Annotated in this window: 16 protein-coding genes; 4 read left to right on the top strand and 12 right to left on the bottom strand. The window is 65.8% G+C overall.

What is annotated here, in order from left to right:
• Positions 1-97: 97 nt before the first annotated feature.
• Positions 98-2,074, bottom strand: a complete 1,977-nt coding sequence (htpG, locus tag KW832_RS00810) for a molecular chaperone HtpG (RefSeq protein ID WP_218298964.1) — start codon at positions 2,072-2,074, stop codon at positions 98-100.
• Between the two features lie 321 nt (positions 2,075-2,395).
• On the opposite strand from htpG, the gene aqpZ reads away from it, so the two are divergent.
• Entirely contained in the window at positions 2,396-3,091 is a 696-nt protein-coding gene (aqpZ, locus tag KW832_RS00805; RefSeq protein WP_218298965.1) for an aquaporin Z, read from the top strand.
• A gap of 266 nt (positions 3,092-3,357) precedes the next feature.
• On the opposite strand, the gene KW832_RS00800 is transcribed toward aqpZ, so the two are convergent.
• The 6 genes from KW832_RS00800 to KW832_RS00775 form a co-directional block, all read right to left on the bottom strand.
• Positions 3,358-4,293 (bottom strand): hypothetical protein, encoded by a 936-nt coding sequence (locus tag KW832_RS00800; RefSeq protein ID WP_055400141.1) that lies wholly within the window; start codon positions 4,291-4,293, stop codon positions 3,358-3,360.
• 135 nt (positions 4,294-4,428) lie between these two features.
• Positions 4,429-5,694, bottom strand: coding sequence for a triacylglycerol lipase (locus KW832_RS00795; RefSeq protein WP_218298966.1), 1,266 nt, complete (start codon positions 5,692-5,694; stop codon positions 4,429-4,431).
• 55 nt (positions 5,695-5,749) lie between these two features.
• Complete coding sequence (locus KW832_RS00790) at positions 5,750-6,577, bottom strand: pseudouridine synthase (protein WP_121508843.1); 828 nt, start codon at positions 6,575-6,577, stop codon at positions 5,750-5,752.
• A 319-nt stretch (positions 6,578-6,896) separates the two neighbouring features.
• Entirely contained in the window at positions 6,897-9,266 is a 2,370-nt protein-coding gene (locus tag KW832_RS00785) for a bifunctional diguanylate cyclase/phosphodiesterase (protein WP_218298967.1), read from the bottom strand.
• Entirely contained in the window at positions 9,263-9,919 is a 657-nt protein-coding gene (locus tag KW832_RS00780) for a methylamine utilization protein (RefSeq protein WP_218298968.1), read from the bottom strand. Before KW832_RS00780 ends, KW832_RS00785 begins: the two co-directional genes overlap by 4 nt.
• A complete protein-coding gene (locus KW832_RS00775; protein ID WP_218298969.1) occupies positions 9,916-10,812 on the bottom strand; it encodes a DUF4394 domain-containing protein in 897 nt (298 codons plus the stop codon). Before KW832_RS00775 ends, KW832_RS00780 begins: the two co-directional genes overlap by 4 nt.
• A gap of 394 nt (positions 10,813-11,206) precedes the next feature.
• Between KW832_RS00775 and KW832_RS00770 the strand changes: the two genes are divergently transcribed.
• The gene (locus KW832_RS00770; protein WP_218298970.1) at positions 11,207-12,919 is read left to right on the top strand and encodes a methyl-accepting chemotaxis protein; all 1,713 of its coding nucleotides are present in this window, start codon (positions 11,207-11,209) and stop codon (positions 12,917-12,919) included.
• Between the two features lie 89 nt (positions 12,920-13,008).
• On the opposite strand, the gene KW832_RS00765 is transcribed toward KW832_RS00770, so the two are convergent.
• Positions 13,009-13,722, bottom strand: a complete 714-nt coding sequence (locus tag KW832_RS00765) for a Crp/Fnr family transcriptional regulator (protein WP_199727044.1) — start codon at positions 13,720-13,722, stop codon at positions 13,009-13,011.
• 178 nt (positions 13,723-13,900) lie between these two features.
• Here KW832_RS00765 and KW832_RS00760 point away from each other — a divergent pair, with 178 nt between their 5' ends.
• Entirely contained in the window at positions 13,901-15,079 is a 1,179-nt protein-coding gene (locus KW832_RS00760) for an ABC transporter substrate-binding protein (RefSeq protein ID WP_218298971.1), read from the top strand.
• A gap of 38 nt (positions 15,080-15,117) precedes the next feature.
• On the opposite strand, the gene KW832_RS00755 is transcribed toward KW832_RS00760, so the two are convergent.
• The 4 genes from KW832_RS00755 to KW832_RS00740 form a co-directional block, all read right to left on the bottom strand.
• Positions 15,118-17,523, bottom strand: a complete 2,406-nt coding sequence (locus tag KW832_RS00755) for a glycosyl hydrolase family 18 protein (RefSeq protein ID WP_255577431.1) — start codon at positions 17,521-17,523, stop codon at positions 15,118-15,120.
• Positions 17,524-17,566: 43 nt separating this feature from the next.
• Entirely contained in the window at positions 17,567-18,265 is a 699-nt protein-coding gene (locus tag KW832_RS00750) for a hypothetical protein (protein WP_218298972.1), read from the bottom strand.
• Positions 18,266-18,747: 482 nt separating this feature from the next.
• Complete coding sequence (locus tag KW832_RS00745) at positions 18,748-19,296, bottom strand: ATP-binding protein (RefSeq protein ID WP_370628613.1); 549 nt, start codon at positions 19,294-19,296, stop codon at positions 18,748-18,750.
• Entirely contained in the window at positions 19,293-19,988 is a 696-nt protein-coding gene (locus tag KW832_RS00740; RefSeq protein WP_218298973.1) for a hypothetical protein, read from the bottom strand. Before KW832_RS00740 ends, KW832_RS00745 begins: the two co-directional genes overlap by 4 nt.
• 368 nt (positions 19,989-20,356) lie before the next feature.
• On the opposite strand from KW832_RS00740, the gene KW832_RS00735 reads away from it, so the two are divergent.
• Entirely contained in the window at positions 20,357-22,114 is a 1,758-nt protein-coding gene (locus KW832_RS00735) for a hybrid sensor histidine kinase/response regulator (protein WP_218298974.1), read from the top strand.
• Positions 22,115-22,138 lie beyond the last annotated feature (24 nt).

Below are 22,138 nucleotides of genomic sequence, written 5' to 3'. Positions count from 1 at the left end.
AAAAACCGGTGATGCCAGGCACCACCGGTTTTACTACTATTTTTATAGCACTTAGCGCTTGATGGACAGGCGCCAGATGCCGATTTGGCCTAAATTTTTACACCAGCAAGGCGTTCACGCGCTTCACATACGCGGCGGGGTCTTCAGGCAAGCCGCCCTCGGCCAGCAGCGCCTGGTCGAACAGGATGTGCGCCAGGTCGTGGAAGTGCACACTGCCATCGAGCTTCTTGACCAGCGCGTGCTCGGCATTCACCTCCAGCACAGGCTTGGTCTCGGGCGCCTGCTGGCCGGCCTGCTTGAGCATGCGCGCCAGCTGGGTGCTCATGCCATCGTCCTGCACCACCAGGCAGGCGGGTGAATCGACCAGGCGCGTGGTCACGCGCACGTCTTCGGCCTTGTCCTTGAGCGCTTCTTTCAGCTTGGCCAGCACAGGCTTGAAGGCTTCGGCAGCTTCTTCGGCGGCCTTCTTCTCGGCTTCGTCCTGCAGCTTGCCCAGGTCCACCGCGCCCTTGGCCACGCTTTGCAGCGGCGTGCCGTCAAACTCGTGCAGGTAGTTCAACGCCCACTCGTCCACGCGGTCGGTCATCAACAGCACTTCGATGCCCTTCTTCTTGAAGACTTCGAGCTGCGGGCTGTTCTTGGCAGCGGCCAGGGTGTCGGCGGTGATGTAGTAGATCGCCTCCTGGCCTTCCTTCATGCGGGCCTTGTAGTCGGCAAAGCCCACCGTCACGGCGTCACTGGTGGTGCTGGCAAAGCGCAGCAGCTTGGCCAGGCGCTCGCGGTTGCCAAAGTCCTCGCCCAGGCCTTCCTTGAGCACTGCGCCAAACTCGCTGTAGAACTGCGTGTACTTGCCTTCCTTGGCCTTGTCGTCGGCATCCACCACATCGGTCACGCCGTCGGCATTGGCGGCGGTGTCGTGCTTGTCGTGTTTGGCCAGGTCTTCCAGCATCGAGAGCACGCGCTTGGTGGAGCCTTCGCGGATGGCACGCACGTCGCGGCTTTCCTGCAGCAGCTCGCGGCTCACGTTCAGCGGCAGGTCGGCCGAGTCGATCACACCCTTGACGAAGCGCAGGTAGGTGGGCATCAGCGCTTCGGCGTCGTCCATGATGAACACACGCTTCACATACAGCTTCACGCCAGCCTTCTTGTCGCGGTTCCACAAATCGAATGGCGCCTTGGCGGGGATGTACAGCAGCTGCGTGTACTCGGTGTTGCCTTCCACGCGGTTGTGCGCCCAGGTCAGCGGGGCCTCGTGGTCGTGGCTGATGGTTTTGTAGAACTCGGCGTACTGCTCTTCGGTGATGTCCTTCTTGGGGCGCGTCCACAGGGCGCTGGCCTTGTTGATGGTTTCCCACTCGCCGGTCTTGACCATGCTGCCGGGCTGGCGGCCGCCGTTTTCGTCATTGGGGTTGATCAGCTCGCCGTCTTTCCACTCTTCCTTTTCCATCAGGATGGGCAGGCTGATGTGGTCGGAGTATTTGGCGATGACCTGCTTGAGCTTCCAGGCGTTGAGGTATTCCTCGGCATCGTCGCGCAGGTGCAGGATGATGCTGGTGCCGCGCTGAGCGCGGGTGATGGTTTCCACCTCGAAGTCGCCTGTGCCGCCACTGATCCAGCGCACCCCTTCTTCGGCCGAAAGGCCCGCACGGCGCGATTCCACAGTGATCTTGTCGGCCACGATGAAGCCGGAGTAGAAGCCCACGCCGAACTGGCCGATGAGCTGAGCATCTTGCTTCTGGTCGCCTGAGAGACGGCCCATGAAGTCCTTGGTGCCGCTCTTGGCGATGGTGCCCAGGTGGTCGATGGCTTCTTGCTGGCTCATGCCGATGCCGTTGTCGGTGATGGTCAGCGTCTTGGCGGCCTTGTCGAAGGTCACGCGCACTTCGAGGTTGGGCGCGTCTTCAAACAGCGCGGAGTTGTTCAGGCCTTCAAAACGCAGCTTGTCACAGGCGTCCGACGCGTTGGAGATCAGCTCGCGCAGGAAGATCTCCTGGTTGGAATACAGCGAATGGGTGACCAGGTGCAGCAGTTGCGCTACTTCGGCCTGGAAAGACAGGGTTTGTTTTGTGCTCATGGTGTCTTGGAGGTTGCTGTGTAAGGTGCAAAAAGAACGCGTTTCACGCCCAGGAGGCCAGGAAAGGCATTCGCGCGTGTTCACCTCGGGGCGGACTCGGTGATTTCAAGGGTTGCACTGTGCGGCGCACACCCCTCACCACCCGCGGCCCGCACCGAAGCCATCCCGCACAGCCATTTCGGCGCTGAAGATTGTTGACAATTTGCAGGCATTTGGCAGCAATTTCTGTCATTTAGACCCCATAAGATGCACGCCACCGAAGGCGCTCGGTGCGAGGCCGCCTTCCCATCCTCTGCCCCTTTCCTCCGGAGCCCTCTTGCCATGCCCACATCCCTGAAAAAATGGTCCGCCGAGTTCCTCGGCACGTTCTGGCTGACATTTGGCGGTTGCGGCAGCGCCGTACTGGCTGCCGCCTTCCCGCAGCTGGGTATCGGTTTTGTCGGCGTGTCCCTGGCCTTTGGCCTCACAGTGCTGACCGGGGCCTATGCGCTGGGGCCGATCTCGGGCGGGCATTTCAACCCTGCCGTGTCGGTAGGGCTGGCGCTGGGGGGCCGATTCAAGGCGTCCGAGCTGCCGGGCTACGTGGTGGCCCAGGTGCTGGGCGCCATTGCTGCAGCGACCGTGCTGTACCTCATTGCCACGGGCAAGCCGGGCGCAGACATCGGGGGCTTTGCCACCAATGGTTACGGCGAACACTCCCCCGGCGGCTATGGGCTGATGGCCGCCGTGGTGACGGAGGTCGTGCTGACAGCCATCTTCCTCATCGTGATCCTGGGCGCCACGGCCAAACGTGCGGCGAGCGGCTTTGGCGGGCTGGCCATCGGTATGTGCCTCACGCTCATCCACCTGATCTCCATCCCGGTGACCAACACCTCGGTCAACCCGGCCCGCAGCACCGGTCCGGCGCTGTTTGGCCCAGCCTATGCGCTGTCGGAACTGTGGGTCTTCTGGGCCGCGCCCATTGCAGGCGCACTGCTGGGCGCCGCCATCTACCGCGCGCTGCTGAGCGACGACTGAAGTGAAACACCCCCTGAGTCGCTTCGCGCCTTCCCCCTCTCTCGCCTCGCTGCGCGAGCCGGGAGGGGGATGCTCCCAGCGCGGCGGGGCGGCCCTTGCGCGGGAGCACTGGCCTGGGCCGCGCCAGCTTCGTGCGCCCGTGGGTGGCGCGAAGCGCAAGGTATCACTGGTGCGACGTGCCTGCCGCGCTACAGCACTGTCTGCAGCTTCCAGCCTGGCATTCCGGTTGAATGCAAACCATGCGGGCCTTGTGGCGGCCTGCCCCGTCAGCCTTCCAGCGTGATGCGCTGCACCAGCGACTGCAGGATCTGGTCGGCCTTGTCATTGGCCACCTGGCAGGTGCCCGCTGCGGCATGCCCACCGCCCCCGAACTCCAGCATGAGGTTGCCGATGTGAACCTGGCTGCTGCGGTCCAGGATGGACTTGCCGGTGGCCAGCACCGTGTTCTGTTTTTGCAACCCCCACATCACGTGGATGGAGATGTTGCAGTCAGGGAACAGCGCGTAGATCATGAAACGGTTGGTGGCCCAGATGGTGTCCTCCTCGCGCAGATCGAGCACGACCAGCTTGCCGATGCGGATGGCGCAGCGCTGCAACTGCTCCTGGGCCTTGGGGGCGTGTTCGCGGTAAAGCTGCACGCGCTCCTGCACATCGGGCAGGGCCAGGATCTCTTCAATGGTGTGGTCGCGGCAGTACTGGATGAGGTCCATCATCAGCGCGTAGTTGCTGATGCGGAACTCGCGAAAGCGCCCGAGACCCGTGCGCGAATCCATCATGTAGTTCAGCAGCACCCAGCCCTGGGGGTCGAGGATGTCTTCGCGCGAATACTGGGCCGAGTCGGCCTGGTCCACCGCCGCCATCATCTCGTCGGTGATGCGCGGAAAGGCCGCCTTGCCGCCGTAGTGGTTGTAGACCACACGGGCTGCCGAGGGGGCATGGGCTTCGATGATGTGGTTTTCGGAGCGCCGCCCCGAATTGCGCACCGTTTCGGACTCGTGGTGGTCGAACACCAAATGGGCCCCGGGCACATAGGGCAGGTTGGTGGTGATGTCACGGCTGGTGATGGCAATCTTGCCGTCCTGCATGTCCTTGGGGTGGACGAAGGTGATCTCGTCGATGAGGTTGAGCTCATTGAGCAGCACGGCGCACACCAAGCCGTCAAAGTCGCTGCGGGTTACCAGGCGGTATTTCACGTCACTCACTAGCTTCTCCTTGTTACATATCTCGTGGCCACATGGTAGCGGTGGCCTCACACCCGGCAAGACCGCTGGCGGGGAAAAACAGGCCATCCGAACCGCTTTTCCGGTTCTGCCGTGTTGCCTGTTTTTTGCTTGTCTTCACGCAGGCTGCAGCCATTGCTCCAGCTGCTGGGCCACACCCGCATCTCCCAGCAACGCCAGGTGGCCCATCCGGTGGAACACGGCTTGCCGACTCTTGGCAAAACCCAGGGTTCGTTTCGCATCATCATGGATGCCCAGGGCACTGTGCAATGGCACCAACCCGTCCCCCACCAGCCGCTCGGCCGCCGGACTGCGCCGCGCCGCCAGCGTGGCGGCAACAGCATGGCAGGCCACCCCATCGGGCAGGGGCACGGGGGTGCGCCGGTCAGGGTGCCGCACGAAGCGGTCACGCCCCTGCCAGTCGGCCTCCAGCACATGGCCATGGCGCAAGTCGGTAATGCCCGCGCTGCGCAGCTGCGCCAGCCGGGCAAACGGCCGGGAATACGGCGTGCTGCCCAGCAGGGTGTCCACCCAGTGCCCTGCGCGCTCCAGCGGTGCGCCATGGTGGGGCGTTCCCAAAAATACGAGGTGGCGCAGCAGCGCCAGCCAGCCCTGCCCCGCAGCCGCCGCTTGGTGGCAGGCACTGCGGGCCACCAGGCCGCCCATGCTGTGGGCCAGCACCGCTACCTCCTTCACGGGCACGGGCCAGGCCGCCACCAGGGATTCCAGCTGGGCGGCCAGCTCGGCACCGTTGGCGGACGTGTGCAGGCCCGTGTTGTAGCGCAGGTAGACCGGCGTATAGCCCAGCGCCTGCGCAAGGTGGGCGCCATGGTCATGGCCCTGGTGCAGCCACTGCAGATCGTTCATGCACAGGCCATGGACCAGCACCAAGAGCTTGCCCGTGGCCCGGCCGCTGGCGGCCAAGGCGGGCAGGTCCAAAGGCAGCCCATCCCGGTAGAACCCCATGCGGGTGCACAGTGGGTTGTCGTCGCGCTGCAGGCGGTCGCCCATCACGCCGTTGAGGGCGGCGAGCACGGCCTCGCGCTCCCACTGCACCGCGGTGGGCGGCGCATCGGGTTCAAAAAACGGCTCCAGCCGCGCCAGACCTGCCTGCAGGCCCGCGTCCACCAAGCGTGTCACGCCCCGAATGCTCTGGTAGACCAGCCCGGTCAGGCCGCGCGCCTGGCCCGGCTGCGCCCCTCCAGGCAGGCCCAGCGTGCCCAGCACCGACTGGTGCACCCCCTCGGCCACGCGGCTGATGCCCGTGGTGGCCTGTGTGGCCAACCGCGCCACTCCCCGCAAGTCGGACGCACGCAACTGGCGCAGCGGATGGGGTTTGGCTGCGTTGGCAGCATCAGCGCGCGGTCGCGGTGGGGTAGGCATGGAGAAGGCTCCGTTCAAGGGATGCAGTGCGGTGACGCGGGGAGCCTGGTGGTACTCAGAACCGCTCGCTGGGAGACAGGTAGCGCCACTGCCCCACCGGCAGATTGCCCAGGGTGACGCGGCCGATGCGAATGCGCTTGAGCCCCACCACCTTGAGACCCACCAGCTCGCACATGCGGCGGATCTGGCGCTTCTTGCCCTCCGTCAGCACAAACCGCAGTTGCTCGGGGTTCTGCCAATCGACCTTGGCGGGCTTGAGCGGCTCGCCGTCCAGGCTCAGGCCATGGCGCAGCCGGGCCAGCAACGCGGGGGGAAACACCGCCTGCACATTGGTGCTGACAGGATCGCGCTCGTCAATCTCCTGCAGCGGCGCGGAGCGCTCACTGGGATGGCGTGGCACCACTTGACCCGGTGCCTGGTAAACGACGCGCACCAGGTACTCCTTTTCCATCTCGGAGTCCTCACCAATGATCTGCCGGGCCACCCGACCATCCTGGGTCAGCACCAAGAGGCCCACCGAGTCGATATCGAGCCGCCCCGCAGGCGCCAGGCCACGCAACTGCGGCGGAGAAAATCGGTTGCGGCTGGGGTCGTCACGCCAGTGCGTGCGGGGGTTGATCAATGCCACCGCGGGCGTGTGGCCATCCTCGGCCTGGCCGCTCACATAGCCGATGGGCTTGTTCAGCAGGATGGTGACGCGCTGCTCCTGGAAACCCTGGGCAACCTTGTCCACGTCGATGCGGTCGGTAGGCAACACCTGCACGCCCATCTCGGCCACCTGACCATTGACTTTCACCCAGCCCTGGGCGATCCAGTCGTCCGCCTCGCGCCGCGAGCACAGGCCCAGCTCGGCCATGCGCTTGTTCAGGCGGGAGCTGACCATGCCGTTCACGGTGATCGTCGCGGACGCCCGTTCGGGCGCTTGCTTGATGGGCGCAACAAAAGAGCCCGACGCCGTGCGGTAGTTGGGGGGCGCGGGCGCCCTGGCAGCGCGCGGCGGCGGCGCAGGCCGGACGGGAGCGGCTTTGGCGGCCGCGGCGGGACGGCGGAGAACAGGACGGGTTGCGGGTGCCGCTGGTGCGCTGGCACTTGCAGCAGGCGCAGGGGCAGCAGCAGGGCCGGCAGGCGGGCGAGAACTGGAAGGAGAAGACATTGCGCGTATTTTCGCCTGCGGGGCCTGGCAGACCAAGAACTAAAGAAACTTACCCCTGGCGCACCTGATGCGCCTGCCCCTCTTGCCAGGCCAGGAAATCATCGACCGGCAGTGGTCGTGCAATGTGATAGCCCTGCGCCTCATCGCACGCCAAGGTGCGCAAGCGCTCCAGAATGGCGGCGGTTTCCACCCCCTCAGCCACCACGGTGAGCCCCAGGTTGTGCGCCAGATCGATGGTCGAGCGCACGATCATCGCGTCGTCCTCGCCCGTCTCCATGCCCATCACAAACGACTTGTCGATCTTGAGCTCATGGACCGGCAGGCGCTTGAGGTAGGCCAGCGAGGAATAGCCGGTGCCGAAGTCGTCAATCGACAGCTTGAAGCCCTGCTCCGACAGCCGGTTGAGCATGGCCTCGGCGCGCTGGGGGTCGTCCATGATGGCGCTTTCGGTGATCTCCAGGCAGAAGGCACTGGCCGGCACGCCATGGCGCACCAGAATGTCGGCAAGGCGGGTGCTGAGTTCCGGGTCGAGCAGATCGCGTGTGGACAGGTTGACCGACACCCGCAGCGCCAGGCCCTGGGTGCGCGGGTCGGCCAGCAGGCGCGCCACCTCTTCGAACATCCACAGCGTGAGCTGCCGCACGAACCCCGTCTGTTCGGCAAACGGAATGAACTGCATGGGCGGCACCAGGCCGCGCTGCGGGTGCTGCCAGCGCACCAGGGCCTCGGCAGCCCGGCCGGGCTGCCCGTGCAGCGGCACCTTGGGCTGCAGGTACAGGCGCAGCTCGTGGTGCTCCACCGCGTGGCGCAGCTCGGTCAGCAGCGACAGGGTCTGCGCGCTGGCCGAATCAAATGAGGCGTCGTACTGCTGTGCCCCGCTGAGCCTGCGCTTGGCGGCATACATGGCGATCTCGGAACGGCTCAGCAGCGTGTCGGCATCGTCGGCATCGCCAGGCCAGCAGGCAATGCCAATGCCAGCGCTCAAGTCCACCGTCTGGTCCTCGAAGGCCAGCGGCTCTTCGAACGATTGGGTGATGCGCAGCGCCGTGGCATGGGCGGTGGCCGCATCGGCGCCCCGCAGCAGCACGGCGAATTCGTTGCCGCCCAGGCGGGCGACCATGTTGTCGGGCGATGGCACCTGCTGGCGCAGCCGCTCGGCCACCGCCTGCAGCAGGCGGTCACCAAAGGAATAGCCTAGCACGTCGTTCACGTGTTTGAAGCGGTCCAGGTCGAGCGTGAGCACGGCCAGCGGGTGCGGAGGCTCCGCGCCGCCGGTGCTGCGCGCAATGGCCAACACCACCGCCTCGCGAAAGCGCTCCCGGTTGGGCAGGCCCGTGAGGCGATCCCAATAGGCCAGGCGGCGGACCTCGGTTTGCTGCGCAGCAATGTCCCTGCGCATGTGATCGAACGAACGTGCGAGGTTGCCAATCTCGTCGCTGCGGTCGGTGTGTTCCAGCGGCACATCGTATTCACCGCGCGACAGCCGCTGCGTGGCGGCCAGCAGCGAGCGCAGCGGCGTGGTCAGGCGTTGTGCGACCAGCCCCGTGCCCACCGCAAACAGCATCACCCCCGCCACGGTGATGATGGCCAGCAGCACCTGCAGCTGCCGGTAGGGGGCGAGCACTTCCTCCACCGACCGCAGCAGCAGCGCCTGCACCTCGCCCCCCACGCTGTCCAGGCGAATGGCCCTCGCCAGCAGGATGCCCTCGGGCGTCTGCAGCTCGCCCGAGGGCACACCCTCGCGCTGCAGCAGCGCCAGCGAGCCTGGCGGCAGCGTGCTGACGGGCACCTTGGCCCTGCCGTCCTCGCCCTTCACGACCAGCGCCACGTGCACCGCCAGCAGCTGCCGCATCTCATCGGCCAGCGGCTGGTTGACCGGGAACCCCATCAGTACCCAGCCAATGACCACCGGTGCGCGCAGCGGCACCATCACGAACTGGTAGGGCACGCCGCCCATCACCGCGATCTGGCTGCCCTGCGGCTGGGCGGCCAGCGGCGGCACCAGCGCGCGCAAGGTGGCCGGAAACGCCTCCATGTTGCCCGCCAGGCTGACCGCGCGCAGTTCCAGGTCGGTGCCCAGCAGCGCGGTGACCGCCGCCCCAATGCGGTTGCCGTGGTTTTCGAGCACCGACTGGATGGTCTCCTCGTCGCCCGAATTCACGGCCGAGCGAAAACCGTAGTCGGCGGCCAGCAAGGCCGAACCCTGGCGCAGCTTGTCGGCGTTCTGCTCCAACAGACGGCGCCAGACGTTTTCATCCAGGTCCAGGGCCTGGGCAATCTGCGCACGGGCATTGCGCTCGATGGTGGCACGCACCACGGCAAAACCTGCAGCCTGCACGATGAGCAGCAGCAGCAACGTGAGCCCAATCAGCCGCAAGATCAGGCTGCGCCCCAGTTCGCACAGCTTCTTCCGGTTCAAGGCTGCAGCCCTGCCAAACGCACCGATGCCGCCGCAGCACCCGTGGCGGGCACCGTGAGCGCCTGCTCCTGCGCGGGCGCGCCCACGGGCAACCGCGTGTGCCAGGTGCGCAAGGTGTAGGAGCCGGGCGGCACGTTGTCGATCTGCGCCCGGCCCGGTGCGGCAGGTGTGCGGGCGTAGTACGGGGTGTCCACCACCACAATCCAGCCGACCATCTGGTCGTGGATATTGCAGCCCAGCACGGCCACACCAGGGCGGTCGAACAGCACAGGGTTGGAAGGCGTGCCTGTATAGAGCTTGAGTTCGAACTTCTTGGCCGGCGAGAACGAATAGACGTGGTGGCGCACCGAATCATGGTTGGGGAACCGCACCTCGGTGCCTACGGGCACCACGAGCACGCCGGGCACAAACTGCCGCTTTTCCTGCGCCATCTCCGCACCGGACAGCGGCTTGACCGCCTTGCGGGCATCGGCGGATTCGAGAAACACCACGGCGTCTGGCAGCGGCCTGCCCGCCGCATCCAGCACCTCCACCTGCACCGTAGCAGCCTGGGCAGCGGTAGACAGGCCTGCCAGACACGCCACAAACACCACAACCACGCCGGTCAGCGCAGACAAAGCCCTGGCGCGCTGGGCGTGGCAGCTGGTGGTCATGGTTCGATGGCCATGCCCAGCAGTGGGGCGCCTTCACCCACGGTGCCCAGCGGCCGGGTGGCCCCTGTGCGCAGGTCCACGAGGTGCAGCCGCGTCTGGCTGTCTACCGAAGTGCGCACCGCAATCAGCGCGGTATTGCCGACGTCCGAAATATCGAACGCCACGTCGGTGAGCCGTGGCAGCCCCAGCGACCCCACAGTGCGCAGCTGGCCGGTGTTGGGCGACACCACAGGCGTGGTGCCTTCGCGTGAGCCCTGCATCACCAGCACGCCGAGGGTGCGGTCGATGGCGTAGTTGGTGGTGATCTTGCTGTCCTGGGCGTTGTAGGTATAGGCGGCGCCTGCGATGTCGGGATTGCGGCCGGCGTGGGTGTCGCTCCACGCATAGCGCAGGGCCGGGTCGGGTTGCACACCCTCGACGGCCGGGTCGCCATCCACGGCAGCCCCGGTGTCGGGGTGCAGGCGCAGGTTCTGGCCCGTGTTCGACACCACACGGATCCGGTCGGCCGCAGGGTTGAAATCGAAGCCGAAGGCCGTGCCCCGCAGGCCCAGGACCGCTGGTGCTGGCCCAACGGGGCGCAGCGCGCCAGTGGGAATGTCGAGCGTGTACAGGCGGCCCGCCTGAGAGAGTGCATAGAGCACGCCACGCGCCACCCGAAAGTCGATACCCACCAGCCGCTCACCTGTGGGCAGACCCGTGACGGGGCGCCGCTCCAGGATGCGGTCTGGCTGGCCAGCGTGGAAGGTGATGAGTTCGTGCGAGGCCGTGATCGCAACGACCAGTTCACGCTGGCTGGATTCTGGCGCGGGTGCGGTGGCGCAACCCGCCAGCGCGGCGCCTACCAGCGCTGCAGCAGCCATGTGGCGCACCAAGGGGAAGGAAAGAGCTTTCATCGTGGGGCCTTGCATCTGTAACGGATTTATACCTGATGGACTACTCCCGCGTGGCCACAGAGCAATCCAGGGAAAGTGAATTGCTATATTTTGTATAGCGTTTGATGCTTTAAATACAGGCGTAAACACCAGTTCTATCTGCAATCTTGCGAAGCAACAATACCGCCATACGCTTTCACAAATGGCAAAAAATTGCCCGCAAATTTGTAACAACGAGCCCATGCACATTGGGCATACCACTATCCGCAAGCGTCATGACACATTTTGTAATTTGTGCCTACACTGCCTTGAACCCGGACGCAGACCAAGGCCATTCAGCAGGTGGCTGACACGGGCACCCTTATTGCTTCGTTCTCCCCACACGATTCATTGTCCCCAGAGACCAAGGAACACCATGCAGGCCGCAACGTCACTCAAATCCCTGTCGATTTCCAGCCGGCTGAGCCTGGGCTTTGGCTGCATGCTGGTGCTGCTGGTGGCGGTGGCCGCCGTGGGCCAGCTCTCGGTGGGCAAGGTGCACGAGCAGATGCGCCAGATCACGGGCATCGGCGCCAACAAGGCCAAGCTGGTCAATGGCATGCTGGAGAGTGTGAGCGCCATAGGCATTCAGAGCCGGTCGGCGGCCATGCTCAACGACATCGACCCCAAACAGGCCCGCGAACAGATTGATGCTGTGGCCAAGACGCTCAAGCTGTATGCGACCCAGGAAGCCGCGCTGGCGGAGTTGCTGACCCCCGCCAACGCCACCCCCACCGAGATCAAACTGCTGGGCGAAGTGCAGGCCCTGGGCAAGAAGACCCGCCCCGAACTGGACACAGCCATCAAGGCCGCCGACGACGGCGATACCGTGAGCGCCACCCTGGCGCTGATGACCCGCGTGGCCCCCGCCGAAACCGCCTGGCGCACCAAACTGGGCGAACTCATCGACCTGCAAAACACGCTGAATGCCGAAGCCACTGCATCGGCCGAGCACACGCAGAGCCAGGCCCGCGTGGTGGGCGGGCTGCTGGTGCTGCTGGCCATTGGGTTGGGCGCGCTGATTGCCTGGCGCATCACCACCAGCATCACGGCCCCCATTGGCCGCGCCGTGGTGGTGGCCGAACGCATTGCGCGCGGCGACCTCACCTCGCAGGTCGAAGTGCGCATCCACGACGAAACCGGCCGCCTGCTCGAAGCCATCGCCGCCATGCAGGAACGCCTGCGCACCCTGGTGGGTGAGATTGGCCAGACGGCAGATTCCATCCTGGTCGCCAGCTCGGAAGTGGCCTCGGGCAACCTGGACCTGAGCCAGCGCACCGAACAAACCTCGCACAACCTGCAAAGCGCGGCCAGCTCGCTGGTGGACCTGACCGGTACGGTGTCGCAGAGCGCCGACTCGGCCCGCCAGGCCAACCAGCTGGCCTCCACCGCATCGGATGCCGCCACGCGCGGCGGCGAGGTGGTGTCGCAGGTGGTGCGCACCATGGACACCATCAGCGCCAGCTCGCGCAAGATCGCCGACATCATCAGCGTGATCGACGGCATTGCGTTCCAGACCAACATCCTCGCGCTGAATGCGGCAGTAGAAGCAGCCCGTGCAGGCGAACAAGGCCGGGGCTTTGCCGTGGTGGCCGGCGAGGTGCGCAACCTGGCGGGCCGCTCGGCCAATGCCGCGCGCGAGATCAAGGCGCTGATCGGTACCAGCGTAGACCAGGTGCAGGAAGGCAGCACCCTGGTGAACCACGCCGGCAAGACCATTGAAGAACTGGTGCTTTCGGTGCGCCGCGTGTCGGACATCATGGGCGAGATCACCGCCGCCACACAGGAGCAAAGCCAGCGTATTGGCCACGTAAGCCACTCGGTGGGTGCGCTGGAAGAAATGACCCAGCAGAACGCGGCGCTGGTGGAAGAAGGCGCCGCCGCCGCCGACAGCCTCAAAGACCAGGCCGGGCGCCTCACACAAATGGTGGGCACCTTCCGCCTCACGCGCGACGGCGGCGATGACAACAGCTGGGGGGCAGGCAGCCCCTCTGCATCGCCAATGGCTGTGCCCGCCCCAGCCCGCAACACGGGCAGCCGCCCCCTGTCCTCGCCACCTTCCCACCCCCGCGCCCTGCCGCGCAGCTAACCGGACTTTGAAACCGGCGCGCCCCACGCCAGGGACGCCCAGCAAGGGCCGCCCCGCAGCGAGGGCGTCGTCCCCAGGCGCCGAGCGCCTCAGGGGGGAAACACGCTCGACCGCAGCGCAGCAAGGTCCAGCACGCGCAAGCCCCCGTATTCCACACGGATGGCGCCCTGCGCTTCCAACGCGGCCAGCGCCTCGTTCACGCGCTGGCGCGACAGGCCCACCAGATAAGCCAGCTCTTGTTGCGTGATGCGCAGCACCTCGCCCACGCCCGGGTACAGCACCGGGTTGAACAGCGATGCCAGGCTGCGGGCCACACGCACATCGGGGTTGTTCAGGCGGTCGATCTCGCGCGCGGCGATGAACTGGCCCAGGCGCTCGTTGAGCTGGTTCATCACAAAGCGGTTGAAGCCGATGGAGTGGTCCAGCAGCCAGTGAAAGCTGTCAATCGGCAACCCCGCCACCACACTCTTGCGCAGCGCCTGGATGTTGTAGCGGTAGGGCTCGCGCTTGATGGTGGTGCCCTCGCCAAACCAGCCGCCCGGCGGCAGGCCCGCGTACGTCATGGTCTGGCCCTGGGCGTTGTCCGTGCTCATCTTGAGCAGCCCCTCGACCACACCAAACCAGTAGGTCACCGGGCGCCCCACGCGGCACACATAGTCGCCCGCCTTGGCATCCCCCACCAGCAACGAGGCCACAGCGCGCTCGCGCTCGGCGGGCAGCAGCAGTCGCAGCCAGGGAATGCCGTCCAGCTCATCCGCTGTGGGCGGCCGACGACGCTGGTGCAAAGACAGATCCTGGTTCATGCGTGAGTCCATGGCGCGAAGGTTCTCATGAAAAAGGGCAGTCTGCCGCGATGGGGAAGTGCGGGAATACCACGACCCCAATTGTCGCCAGACCGACAAAAAAATGCCAATCGTGATTGGATGATGTCGCCTCCCCCGGCCGCCGCTGCGCAGGCCCGGGCCTTTTGAGGAGACACACATGCCCGCCGACCTGCCCCCGACCACCGCCCGACCACCGTCCCACATCGCCCGGCGCCAGTTGCTGGCTGCCGCGACCGCCACCATCAGCCTGCCCTGGCTGGGGCTGGGCAGCGCCCGCGCACAGGAAGGGACCATCCGTATTGCACAGTCCACCGCCCTCACCGGCCCGCTGGGCGATCTCGGTTCGGCCATGCACCAGGGTGCCAAGGCGGCGTTTGCGGGCATCAATGCACGGGGTGGCATCCACGGCAAGACCATTGAACTGGTCACACAGGACGACGCCTACGATGTGCCCAAGGCGCTGGCCAATGTGGAGCAGTTCCTGGCAGACCCTGGGTACTTTGCGCTGTTCAACTGCATGGGCACCCCCATGATCGACGCCATGCTGCCCAAGGTGATCGAGAGCGGCATTCCGTTTTTTGCACCCTTCACCGGCGCGCAGCTGAGCCGCACCAAGGCTCGCAGTGTTTTCAACATCCGCGCCAGCTACGCCGACGAGGCCGAAAAGCTGGTGCAACACCTGTCTACCATCGGCATCCAGCGCATCGGCATCGTCTACCAGAACAACGCGTTCGGCAAAGAGATCTTTACCGCCGCCAAACAGTCGATGGACCGCCTCAAGCTGCCCGAGGCGCTGACGGTGACGGTCGAAAACAACGCGTCGGATGCCGGCGCCGCAGCCACCAAACTGGCAAGCGGCAACCTCGAAGCCATCGTGATCGGCCTGGCAGGCAAGCCCACGCTGGAATTCGTGAAGGCGTTTCGCGCCATCAAGCGCGGCGTGACGCTGTATGCACTGTCGGTGATGGGCACCCCCGCTACCGTGAAGGCCCTGGGCGCAGATGCCACGGGCATGGCCATCTCGCAGGTCGTGCCCCTGCCCTCCAACGTGGTCATGCCGGTGGTGCGCGACTTCCAGGCCGCCTGGAAGGCCTCGGGCGCCGCGGCCGAGCCCTCGCACCTGGCGCTGGAGGGCTACATCAACGCCCGCGTCTTTGCCGAGGCCCTGCAGCGCGCGGGCCGCAACCCCACACGAGCCGCTTTCATCGACGCCACCTGGAACCTCAAGAAGTGGGACCTGGGTGGCTTCGAGATCAACGCCAGCACCCCCGACCGCAATGCATCGCGGTTTGTGGAGCTGACGCTGGTGGGGCGCGACGGCAGGTTTTTGCGCTGAATCTCATCACCGGACCCTGCATCCGCAGGGCCCCGGCATCAGGGCACCTGAACAACCACAGGATTGGACAGCGGACCTTCGTTGCCGGATGCGTCCAGCATTGCGATCTGGTAGCTGTGGCTGCCAGATGCCACCGCTGCGTCGGTATAGTTCGGGCTCGTGGTGGTGGCGATCGCCACACCGTCCCGGTACACCCGGTAGCCGGCCGCAGCCCCTGCGATGAACGACTGCTTGACCGCCTGCATCTGCGGGTTGGTGCCGGCCGATGGCAGGTAGCCGTAGTTCACCGTCCACACCAGCGTACCGCCCAGGCCCTGGTCGCGGACCCACTGGCCTTTTTCCGCAATGGAACGCTCATCCTCGTAGCTCAGATAGGTCACGGGCGTGTCTGCAGCGCGCCACCAAGGGTTGCTATAGGTGATGTAGCTTTGCTTGGCCACGCTGTCCCAATGGTAGGTGGCACCAATCTGGCCAAAGGCGTTGTCCTCCACCAGGCGCTGGTAGTTGTTCATCCAGTCGCCGTTGTTCATCCAGCCCTGCATGCCGGCCGTGCTCTGGCGCGGCCCCGTCACCGGGTTGTTGAAATAGGCGCCGTACAGGCCGATGCCGATGCCCAGCTTGGCCCGTGGCACACCGGCGTCCAGGTAGGTCTGCACAGTGGACGCCACGGAGGTCGGGTGCTGTGGCCCTTCGCCGAACAGCGGCGAGTGGTGCCAAGACAGCCAGCCCCAGTCGCCGGTCATGCTGTAGGTCATGAGGTTGAAGCGGTCCACCACCGAGGCCACCTCGGCATGCCAGGCGGTCACATCCTTGTGGTTCACGTTCACCCAGAAGCCAGGCCAGCTGATCTCCAGCGGCGTGGCCTGGTAGCGGGCACGCTGCTGCGACGCGGCGCGCAGTTCGCGCAGCAGGGCCAGCGCCTGGGCGCGGCTTTGCTCGGTGTCCAGACCCTCTTCCCAGTCGATGTCCACGCCGTCGTAGTTCTTCTGCTCGGCCTTGTCCAGAATGTTCTTGATGAACCGTGCGCGGGTCTGCGGGTCGGCCGTGGCGGCGCGGAAGCCGGGGCCATCCCCTTCGCCGCCCACCATCATCACCGCCTTGGCGCCGCTGCCGTGGGCCTTGGTGATCAGTGGCTCCTCGACCTCAGTGTGCGCGCCGCCCGCCCCCTCCACCAGGTCGCCAGCCTGCCCGCCCAGCGGGCCCGTGCCCGGCGCGTAGCGCCCGAAGACGAAATGGGTCATGGTGGTCATGTCCACCGCCTCGGGTGGGTACATGGTCCAGAACCAGCCGGCGTAGTAGCCGTAGACCCACTTGCCGCTCTGGGCAATGGGGTTCCAGCCCAGGCGCACGCCCTGGGACGTGGTGCTGGCCGTGACACCGCCCACCTGCGGCAGCGAATTGGTGCTGTCCACCGCGAGCGTGACCGTCCCGCTGGCCGACTGGCCCGCACTGTTGGTACACACCAGCTCATACGCCGTTGTGGCGGACGGGCTCACCTGCTCGCTGCCCTGGGTGGGGCGCGCACCGCTCCAGCCGCCCGATGCCGTGCAGCCTGTCGCGTTGCTTGCCTGCCAGTTCAGGCTGGCGCTTTCGCCGCGCCGGATGCGGCTGGGCGTGGCGCCGAAACTAGCGATGGTCGGCGCTCCCGGTGGAGTACCGCGCACCATCACCAGGGTCGATGCGCCGGCGCTGTCGCCCTGCGCGTTCTGGCAGTCCAGGCTGTAGGTGGTGGTCGTGGCCGGCGTGACGCTGGCCGTGCCGCTGGCGGGGCGGTTGCCCGTCCACCCGCCCGATGCCACGCACCCCACGGCACCCTCGGTGGACCAGCCCAGCGTGCTGGCGCCGCCCGCGTCGATGGTGCCCGGCTCCGCCATGAACGACACGATGCGCGGCGCGGGGGTAGGCGCCGGGCCGGTGCCCTCCACCACCAACTGCGCCAGCCCCTCGCCCCCGGCTTCGAAATACTCCATGCGCACGGTGTGATCGCCGGCTGCCAGTGGCACGGAAGCGGTGTCCATGGTGATGCCATGCGGCGTCCAGTTGTTGATAACCGGCTGCCCGTCGACCAACACGCGCACGCCGTCATCGGTGAAGGTGGTGAAGGTTGCGGAGCCGCCCGTAAACGTCAGGGTCGCCGTCCAGCGCGCCGAGAAGCTGTCCACGGGCAGCCGGGGGTCGGGGCTGTCCGTCATCCAGTAGCGGTCGATGGGGCCGTTTTCACAGCGGGTCAGCACCGCCGGCCCGGACAGCGCCGTGTTGGGGAAATACTCGGCCAGCCACTGGCCGGGCGCGCAAACCTGGGCCATGGCGCTGCCGCTGGTCCATGCCAGCGCAGCCACCAGTGGCAGCGCCCAGGCGCGCAGCCCCGTGCGCGGGCGCCGTGGGGCAGGCCCCGCAGCGCCGCTGCTGCGGCCGAAGCCGCCATGTGCGTGTGATAGGTGCATCAGAAAACCTCCCTTGAAAAAAATGTCCATGTCTTCGTTCCCCTCAAAACCGCGGGCCCCGCGGTCCCGCACGCCGACGCAGCCGCAGCCCGCCCAGGCCGGCCAGCGCCAGTGCCGCCATGCCCAGCGCGGGTCCGCTGGCGGTGGGAACGGCCGCAGGCGCCACCACCACCGGGGTGTCGTCGCAAGGCCCCATCACCGCGCGGGGCGCGCTCCAGCGGGCCGGGTCCATCTGCACGCCCCCAACGGCGTCGCCAAAGCCACGCGGTAGGCCGCCAGGGCCGCCGCGGTCAAAGAACACCTGGTTCGTGGCGTCGGCCTCCCAGGTCACGGGGGGCACCAGCGTGATGCCGGTGGCGCTGAACTGGCCGCTGCGCAAGCCGTCGGACACCAACGCACTGGCCATCTGCGCGAGCGCGCCGCCCGCGTCCGTGGCGATGTTGCCGTCCAGCGTCTCCAGCGGGAACGCGCGCAGGCTGTGCCGAAAGACGGCCGTGCCCTGGCTGTCGAGCCGCCAGATGGCGCACTGCAGATCGCCCGGAGTCCAGGTCTGCGCGCGGGACGTGGTGCCCCCGTTGTCCATCACCAAAGTGAGGCTGTAGCGGTCGCCGTCCAGCGCCCCGGGTATCGTCGAATCAGCCACCGTGCCCGCGTATGTGGTGGCATAGGGCGCGGCGCCCACCGTGGCAACGGCGGTCGATAGAACGAACGCGACAAGGACAGTGCGAAAAGATGCGGCCATAAAATTTGAATAGAAAAACAGTTCCAGCGCTTATTCAGCAAGCGCAAACAGCTATCAAATAGAGAGCAAGCGAACGGCACATCCAGCAGCGCTGGCAGTGCTTGGCAACGCCTGGCGGCTTCGCCACCCAACTGCATGCGATTGTGGAAAGCGCCCCGGCGCGGGTCCATTCGCCTGATGGACTACGACTTCGAAACCCGGGTCGTACGACCAGGGCACCTGCACGATGCAAGGCTCGCAGAACCGATCACCGCACCGCGCAAACGAGCCAGGCGCCATGGCCGCAGAGGCCACACCGCAGACGACAACGCTAGCGCGCTCGCAGGCCGTGCGGGTGGGCGCAGTGCCGCTGATGCCCATGAGTACCAGCGATGCCCCCAACACCTGAAACGCCACGCCAGTACAGCGCGATACCAGCTTTGGAGCGCCCCCGAGGGACCTCTGCTTACTTTGAGCCACTGCATTCCAAAATTCCCAACCAACTATTTCGCACCCGATACAAAAACTGCCTGGTACTGCTCACACTCCGCAGCGTCCAAAGGCTCCCAAAGCTTGCTGTCCATCTCAAAAATCTCTTCCCACGCCGTGGGAGACAGTGCTCTCCCCATTTCCCGGTTCCGTCGCCAGACCCTGGCACGCCGTACTTCACAAGGGGCGTCCAACACGTGCATCTGGATTTCAAACCCGTCTGACTCCACCTGCCTGAAGAACACCTCCCGGGCGCTGCGTTGGACGAGCCCCAGTTCCAGGATGACGTCCACCCCGTTGGCAAGAAGCTGACGGCTGTGGTCCCAGATCAGCTGGGTCAGCCGTTCTTTGCGAGCCACATACCACTCGGGGTCAAGCCCGGCGTCCGTGCGATCTGCGTTGAAGAGCACCGAAAACCAGGTATCCAGCGCAATGTGCACGCCCTGGTTGTTCACGGCATAGGAATAGGCATACGTCGATTTGCCCGCCCCGACAGGGCCTTCGATCAAATGCACCTTTGGCACTTTTTGAATCGGAGATAAAGGAAGCGAAGATGCCGTCACAAACCCCCCCGCCATCCGCGCCTGCGCAACCGCAATACACCCACGCCAGCCACAGTCAGCCCCATCAGCACCAGGGCAGGCGCACCCGCTGCGGGCACAGGGCTGGCCTGGGGCCCCGGGTTCACCGGTGTGTCGTCGCAGGGCCCCATGACCGCGCGGGGGGCACTCCACTGGCCAGGGGCCATTTGCACGCCACCTGCCGCGTCACTGAAGCTGCGCGTCCCTCCACTGCCGTTGTTCCGGTCAGACAGCACCCAGTTGTTGCCATTGGCCCTCCACGACACTCGCGGAGCCAGCGCGATGCCGCTGGTGTCGTACTGGCTCGATTGCATGCTGGTGATGGAAAGCGCCGTCATCATCTGCGTGAGCGCTCCCGTGGCATCGGTGGCGATACTTCCGTTGAGCACCTGGAGTGGAACCGCGCGCAGGTTGTGCCGGAAGATGGCTGTGCCTGCACTGTTCAGCCGCCAGATGGTGCACTGCAGTTCGGTAGGAATCCAGGTCTGGCCCAGGGCCGTGCTGCCTCCGTTATCCATCACAAACGTGACGCGATAGTTGTCACCATCCACGACCCCAGGAATCGTGGAATTGCTGACCACACCGGTGTAAGTGATGGCGTACGGGGCTGCGCAGGCTGCTGCACAGGCGTACAAGAGCACCGAGGCAACAGTGGTGCGGAGCAGATTTTTCATGTTTGATTTTGATCTAAGAGTGGATCTAGCGCCTTACCAATAAGCACTAGCAGCTATGAATTTATGAGCATCTATCGCATTGACTCAATGCACCTGAACAGAGTTGCTGGTGCGTAGCCAGGCCCTGCACCAGCACCTCAGGCCAGTGAGATGACAACCTGACATTCATGGTGAAACAGCCCCCGCAGGGAGGGTTTTGCGGGTTATGGGCCGAGCCAGATCAGTCAGCTTTTGATTGTGTTGAGAGCGCTGCAGTTGATCCATTCGACTGAAGGACTACGACCTCACACCACAGGTAGTACGACCCCAGAGCCCGCAAAATGCCAGGCCGGTGGGATCGGTTCACTACAAAAAGTCAGGGAGAAGCCATGGCCGAGGAAGACAAGCCACAGCCGCCACACACGCAGGCGCAGATCGAGCAGGAGGCGATACGCCGCATGCAGGCCGTCCTGGCCGGGGCGGTACCGCTCATGCCGACGTTGCCGCTGGTCGCAGCAGCGGCGCTGTGGAACCGGTGCGGTGGTTGGCAATTGGGGGCTTGGCTGCTGGCGGCCCTGCTCGCGCCAGGCCTGCGCTATCTGCTGGTGCGCAGGTACCACGCTGCTGCCGCAGATGCAGCAGGCGCTGTGCGCTGGGCCAACGAGGTGACGGTTTCGGCCCTTCTGGACGGACTGGCGTGGGGCGTTGCCGGCATGCTCTTCCTGGTGCCCGACTCACCCGCGCTGCAAATGCTGCTGATCACGATGATCGTCGGGACCTCAGCAGGCTCGGTCTTCGTCACCTCGTTCTGGCCGCGCTCGGAATACGCCTTTGCCGTCCCCTCCGTGGGCCTGACGGCCTTGGGCCTTGCTCTGCAGGGCAGCGAAGGCGGCGTGGGCATGGCCATCGGGCTGGTGTTTTTCCTGGGCATCCTGTACGGCATCATGGGCCAGGCCCATGGCATGACCATGGAGACCATCCGCCTGCAGTTCGAGAAGACCGCGCTGGCGGAGAGCCTGCAGCAGCAAAAGGAAGTGGCCGAACAGGCCAGCCTGGCCAAGACCCACTTCCTGGCGGCCGCCAGCCACGACCTGCGCCAGCCGCTGCATGCGCTGGGATTGTTTGTTACGGCGATGCGGCAGCGCCTCAGGGGTTCTGCCCACGAGCCCTTGGCCGACCGCATTGCCAGCAGCGTGGCAGCCCTGGAAGGTTTGCTCAACGCGCTGCTGGATGTCTCGCGGCTGGACGCAGGTGTGATGCAGCCGCAGCGCAGCCCTGTGGCCCTGCACGACCTGCTGGGCCGATTGGGGGCCGAGTTCGCCCCCCTCGCGCAGGCCAAGGGGCTGGCATGGCGCAGCGAGGGGCCAGAGGCCATGGTGGATTCAGACCCGGCCCTGCTGGAAACCATGTTGCGCAACCTGCTGTCGAACGCCGTGCGCTACACCCCAGCGGGCGAAGTGTCCCTGCAATGGCGCAGCAGCGGAGGCCAAACCGTGGTGCGCGTGCAAGACACAGGCGTTGGCATCCCGCCCGAACACCATAGGACGGTGTTCCGGGAGTTCTTCCAATTGCACAACCCTGAGCGGGACCGGAGCAAGGGGTTGGGCCTGGGACTGGCGGTGGTGGAGCGTCTGGGCATTCTTCTGGACCACCCGCTTACCTTGTTTTCGGCCCCGGGGCGTGGAACCACGTTCGAGCTGGCATTGCCAGCGCTGGAGGCGGAATCCACCTTGGCGACAACCGCGACAGAAGGCACCGCGGACGCCATCGGCCTGCGGGTCTTGGTCATCGATGACGAGGCGGGAGTGCGAGATGCCATGGCGCTGCTGCTCGGTGACTGGGGCTATCGCGTCACGCTGGCCAGCTCTGTCGGCGAGGCCCTTTCACTGCTGCGCGAAGCCCCGCAGGCCATCGTTGCAGACTACCGACTGCGTGACGAACGCACCGGCGCCGAGGCGATTGCGCAAGTCCGCGAGACGTGGGGAGCCAATATTCCTGCGCTGATCGTGACCGGCGACACCGCACCCGACCGGCTGCGTGAAGCCAGCGCCAGCGGTCACCCGGTGCTGCACAAGCCCGTTGCAGCAGCCCGCCTGCGTGCGTTTCTGCGCCACGCCGTCCACGCGCCGCAGCACGGGCTGGCTTGACCGGGTAGCCACGTCTGCAACCCT

The sequence above is a fragment of the Acidovorax sp. sif0632 genome (assembly GCF_019218805.1).
In the GTDB taxonomy this organism is placed as follows: domain Bacteria; phylum Pseudomonadota; class Gammaproteobacteria; order Burkholderiales; family Burkholderiaceae_C; genus Acidovorax; species Acidovorax facilis.
The sequence above is the reverse complement of the archived record's forward strand: the minus strand, read 5'-3'. Positions and strand labels throughout refer to the sequence as shown.

Bases quoted from the DNA above. Each gene is read 5' to 3' on its own strand.
- KW832_RS00760 (WP_218298971.1), top strand. From the start codon at position 13,901: ATGCCCGCCGACCTGCCCCCGACCACCGCCCGACCACCGTCCCACATC.
- KW832_RS00780 (WP_218298968.1), bottom strand. From the start codon at position 9,919: ATGACCACCAGCTGCCACGCCCAGCGCGCCAGGGCTTTGTCTGCGCTG.
- KW832_RS00755 (WP_255577431.1), bottom strand. From the start codon at position 17,523: ATGCACCTATCACACGCACATGGCGGCTTCGGCCGCAGCAGCGGCGCT.
- htpG (WP_218298964.1), bottom strand. From the start codon at position 2,074: ATGAGCACAAAACAAACCCTGTCTTTCCAGGCCGAAGTAGCGCAACTG.
- KW832_RS00795 (WP_218298966.1), bottom strand. From the start codon at position 5,694: ATGCCTACCCCACCGCGACCGCGCGCTGATGCTGCCAACGCAGCCAAA.
- KW832_RS00775 (WP_218298969.1), bottom strand. From the start codon at position 10,812: ATGAAAGCTCTTTCCTTCCCCTTGGTGCGCCACATGGCTGCTGCAGCG.
- aqpZ (WP_218298965.1), top strand. From the start codon at position 2,396: ATGCCCACATCCCTGAAAAAATGGTCCGCCGAGTTCCTCGGCACGTTC.
- KW832_RS00740 (WP_218298973.1), bottom strand. From the start codon at position 19,988: ATGAAAAATCTGCTCCGCACCACTGTTGCCTCGGTGCTCTTGTACGCC.
- KW832_RS00750 (WP_218298972.1), bottom strand. From the start codon at position 18,265: ATGGCCGCATCTTTTCGCACTGTCCTTGTCGCGTTCGTTCTATCGACC.
- KW832_RS00790 (WP_121508843.1), bottom strand. From the start codon at position 6,577: ATGGTCAGCTCCCGCCTGAACAAGCGCATGGCCGAGCTGGGCCTGTGC.
- KW832_RS00735 (WP_218298974.1), top strand. From the start codon at position 20,357: ATGGCCGAGGAAGACAAGCCACAGCCGCCACACACGCAGGCGCAGATC.
- KW832_RS00765 (WP_199727044.1), bottom strand. From the start codon at position 13,722: ATGAACCAGGATCTGTCTTTGCACCAGCGTCGTCGGCCGCCCACAGCG.
- KW832_RS00770 (WP_218298970.1), top strand. From the start codon at position 11,207: ATGCAGGCCGCAACGTCACTCAAATCCCTGTCGATTTCCAGCCGGCTG.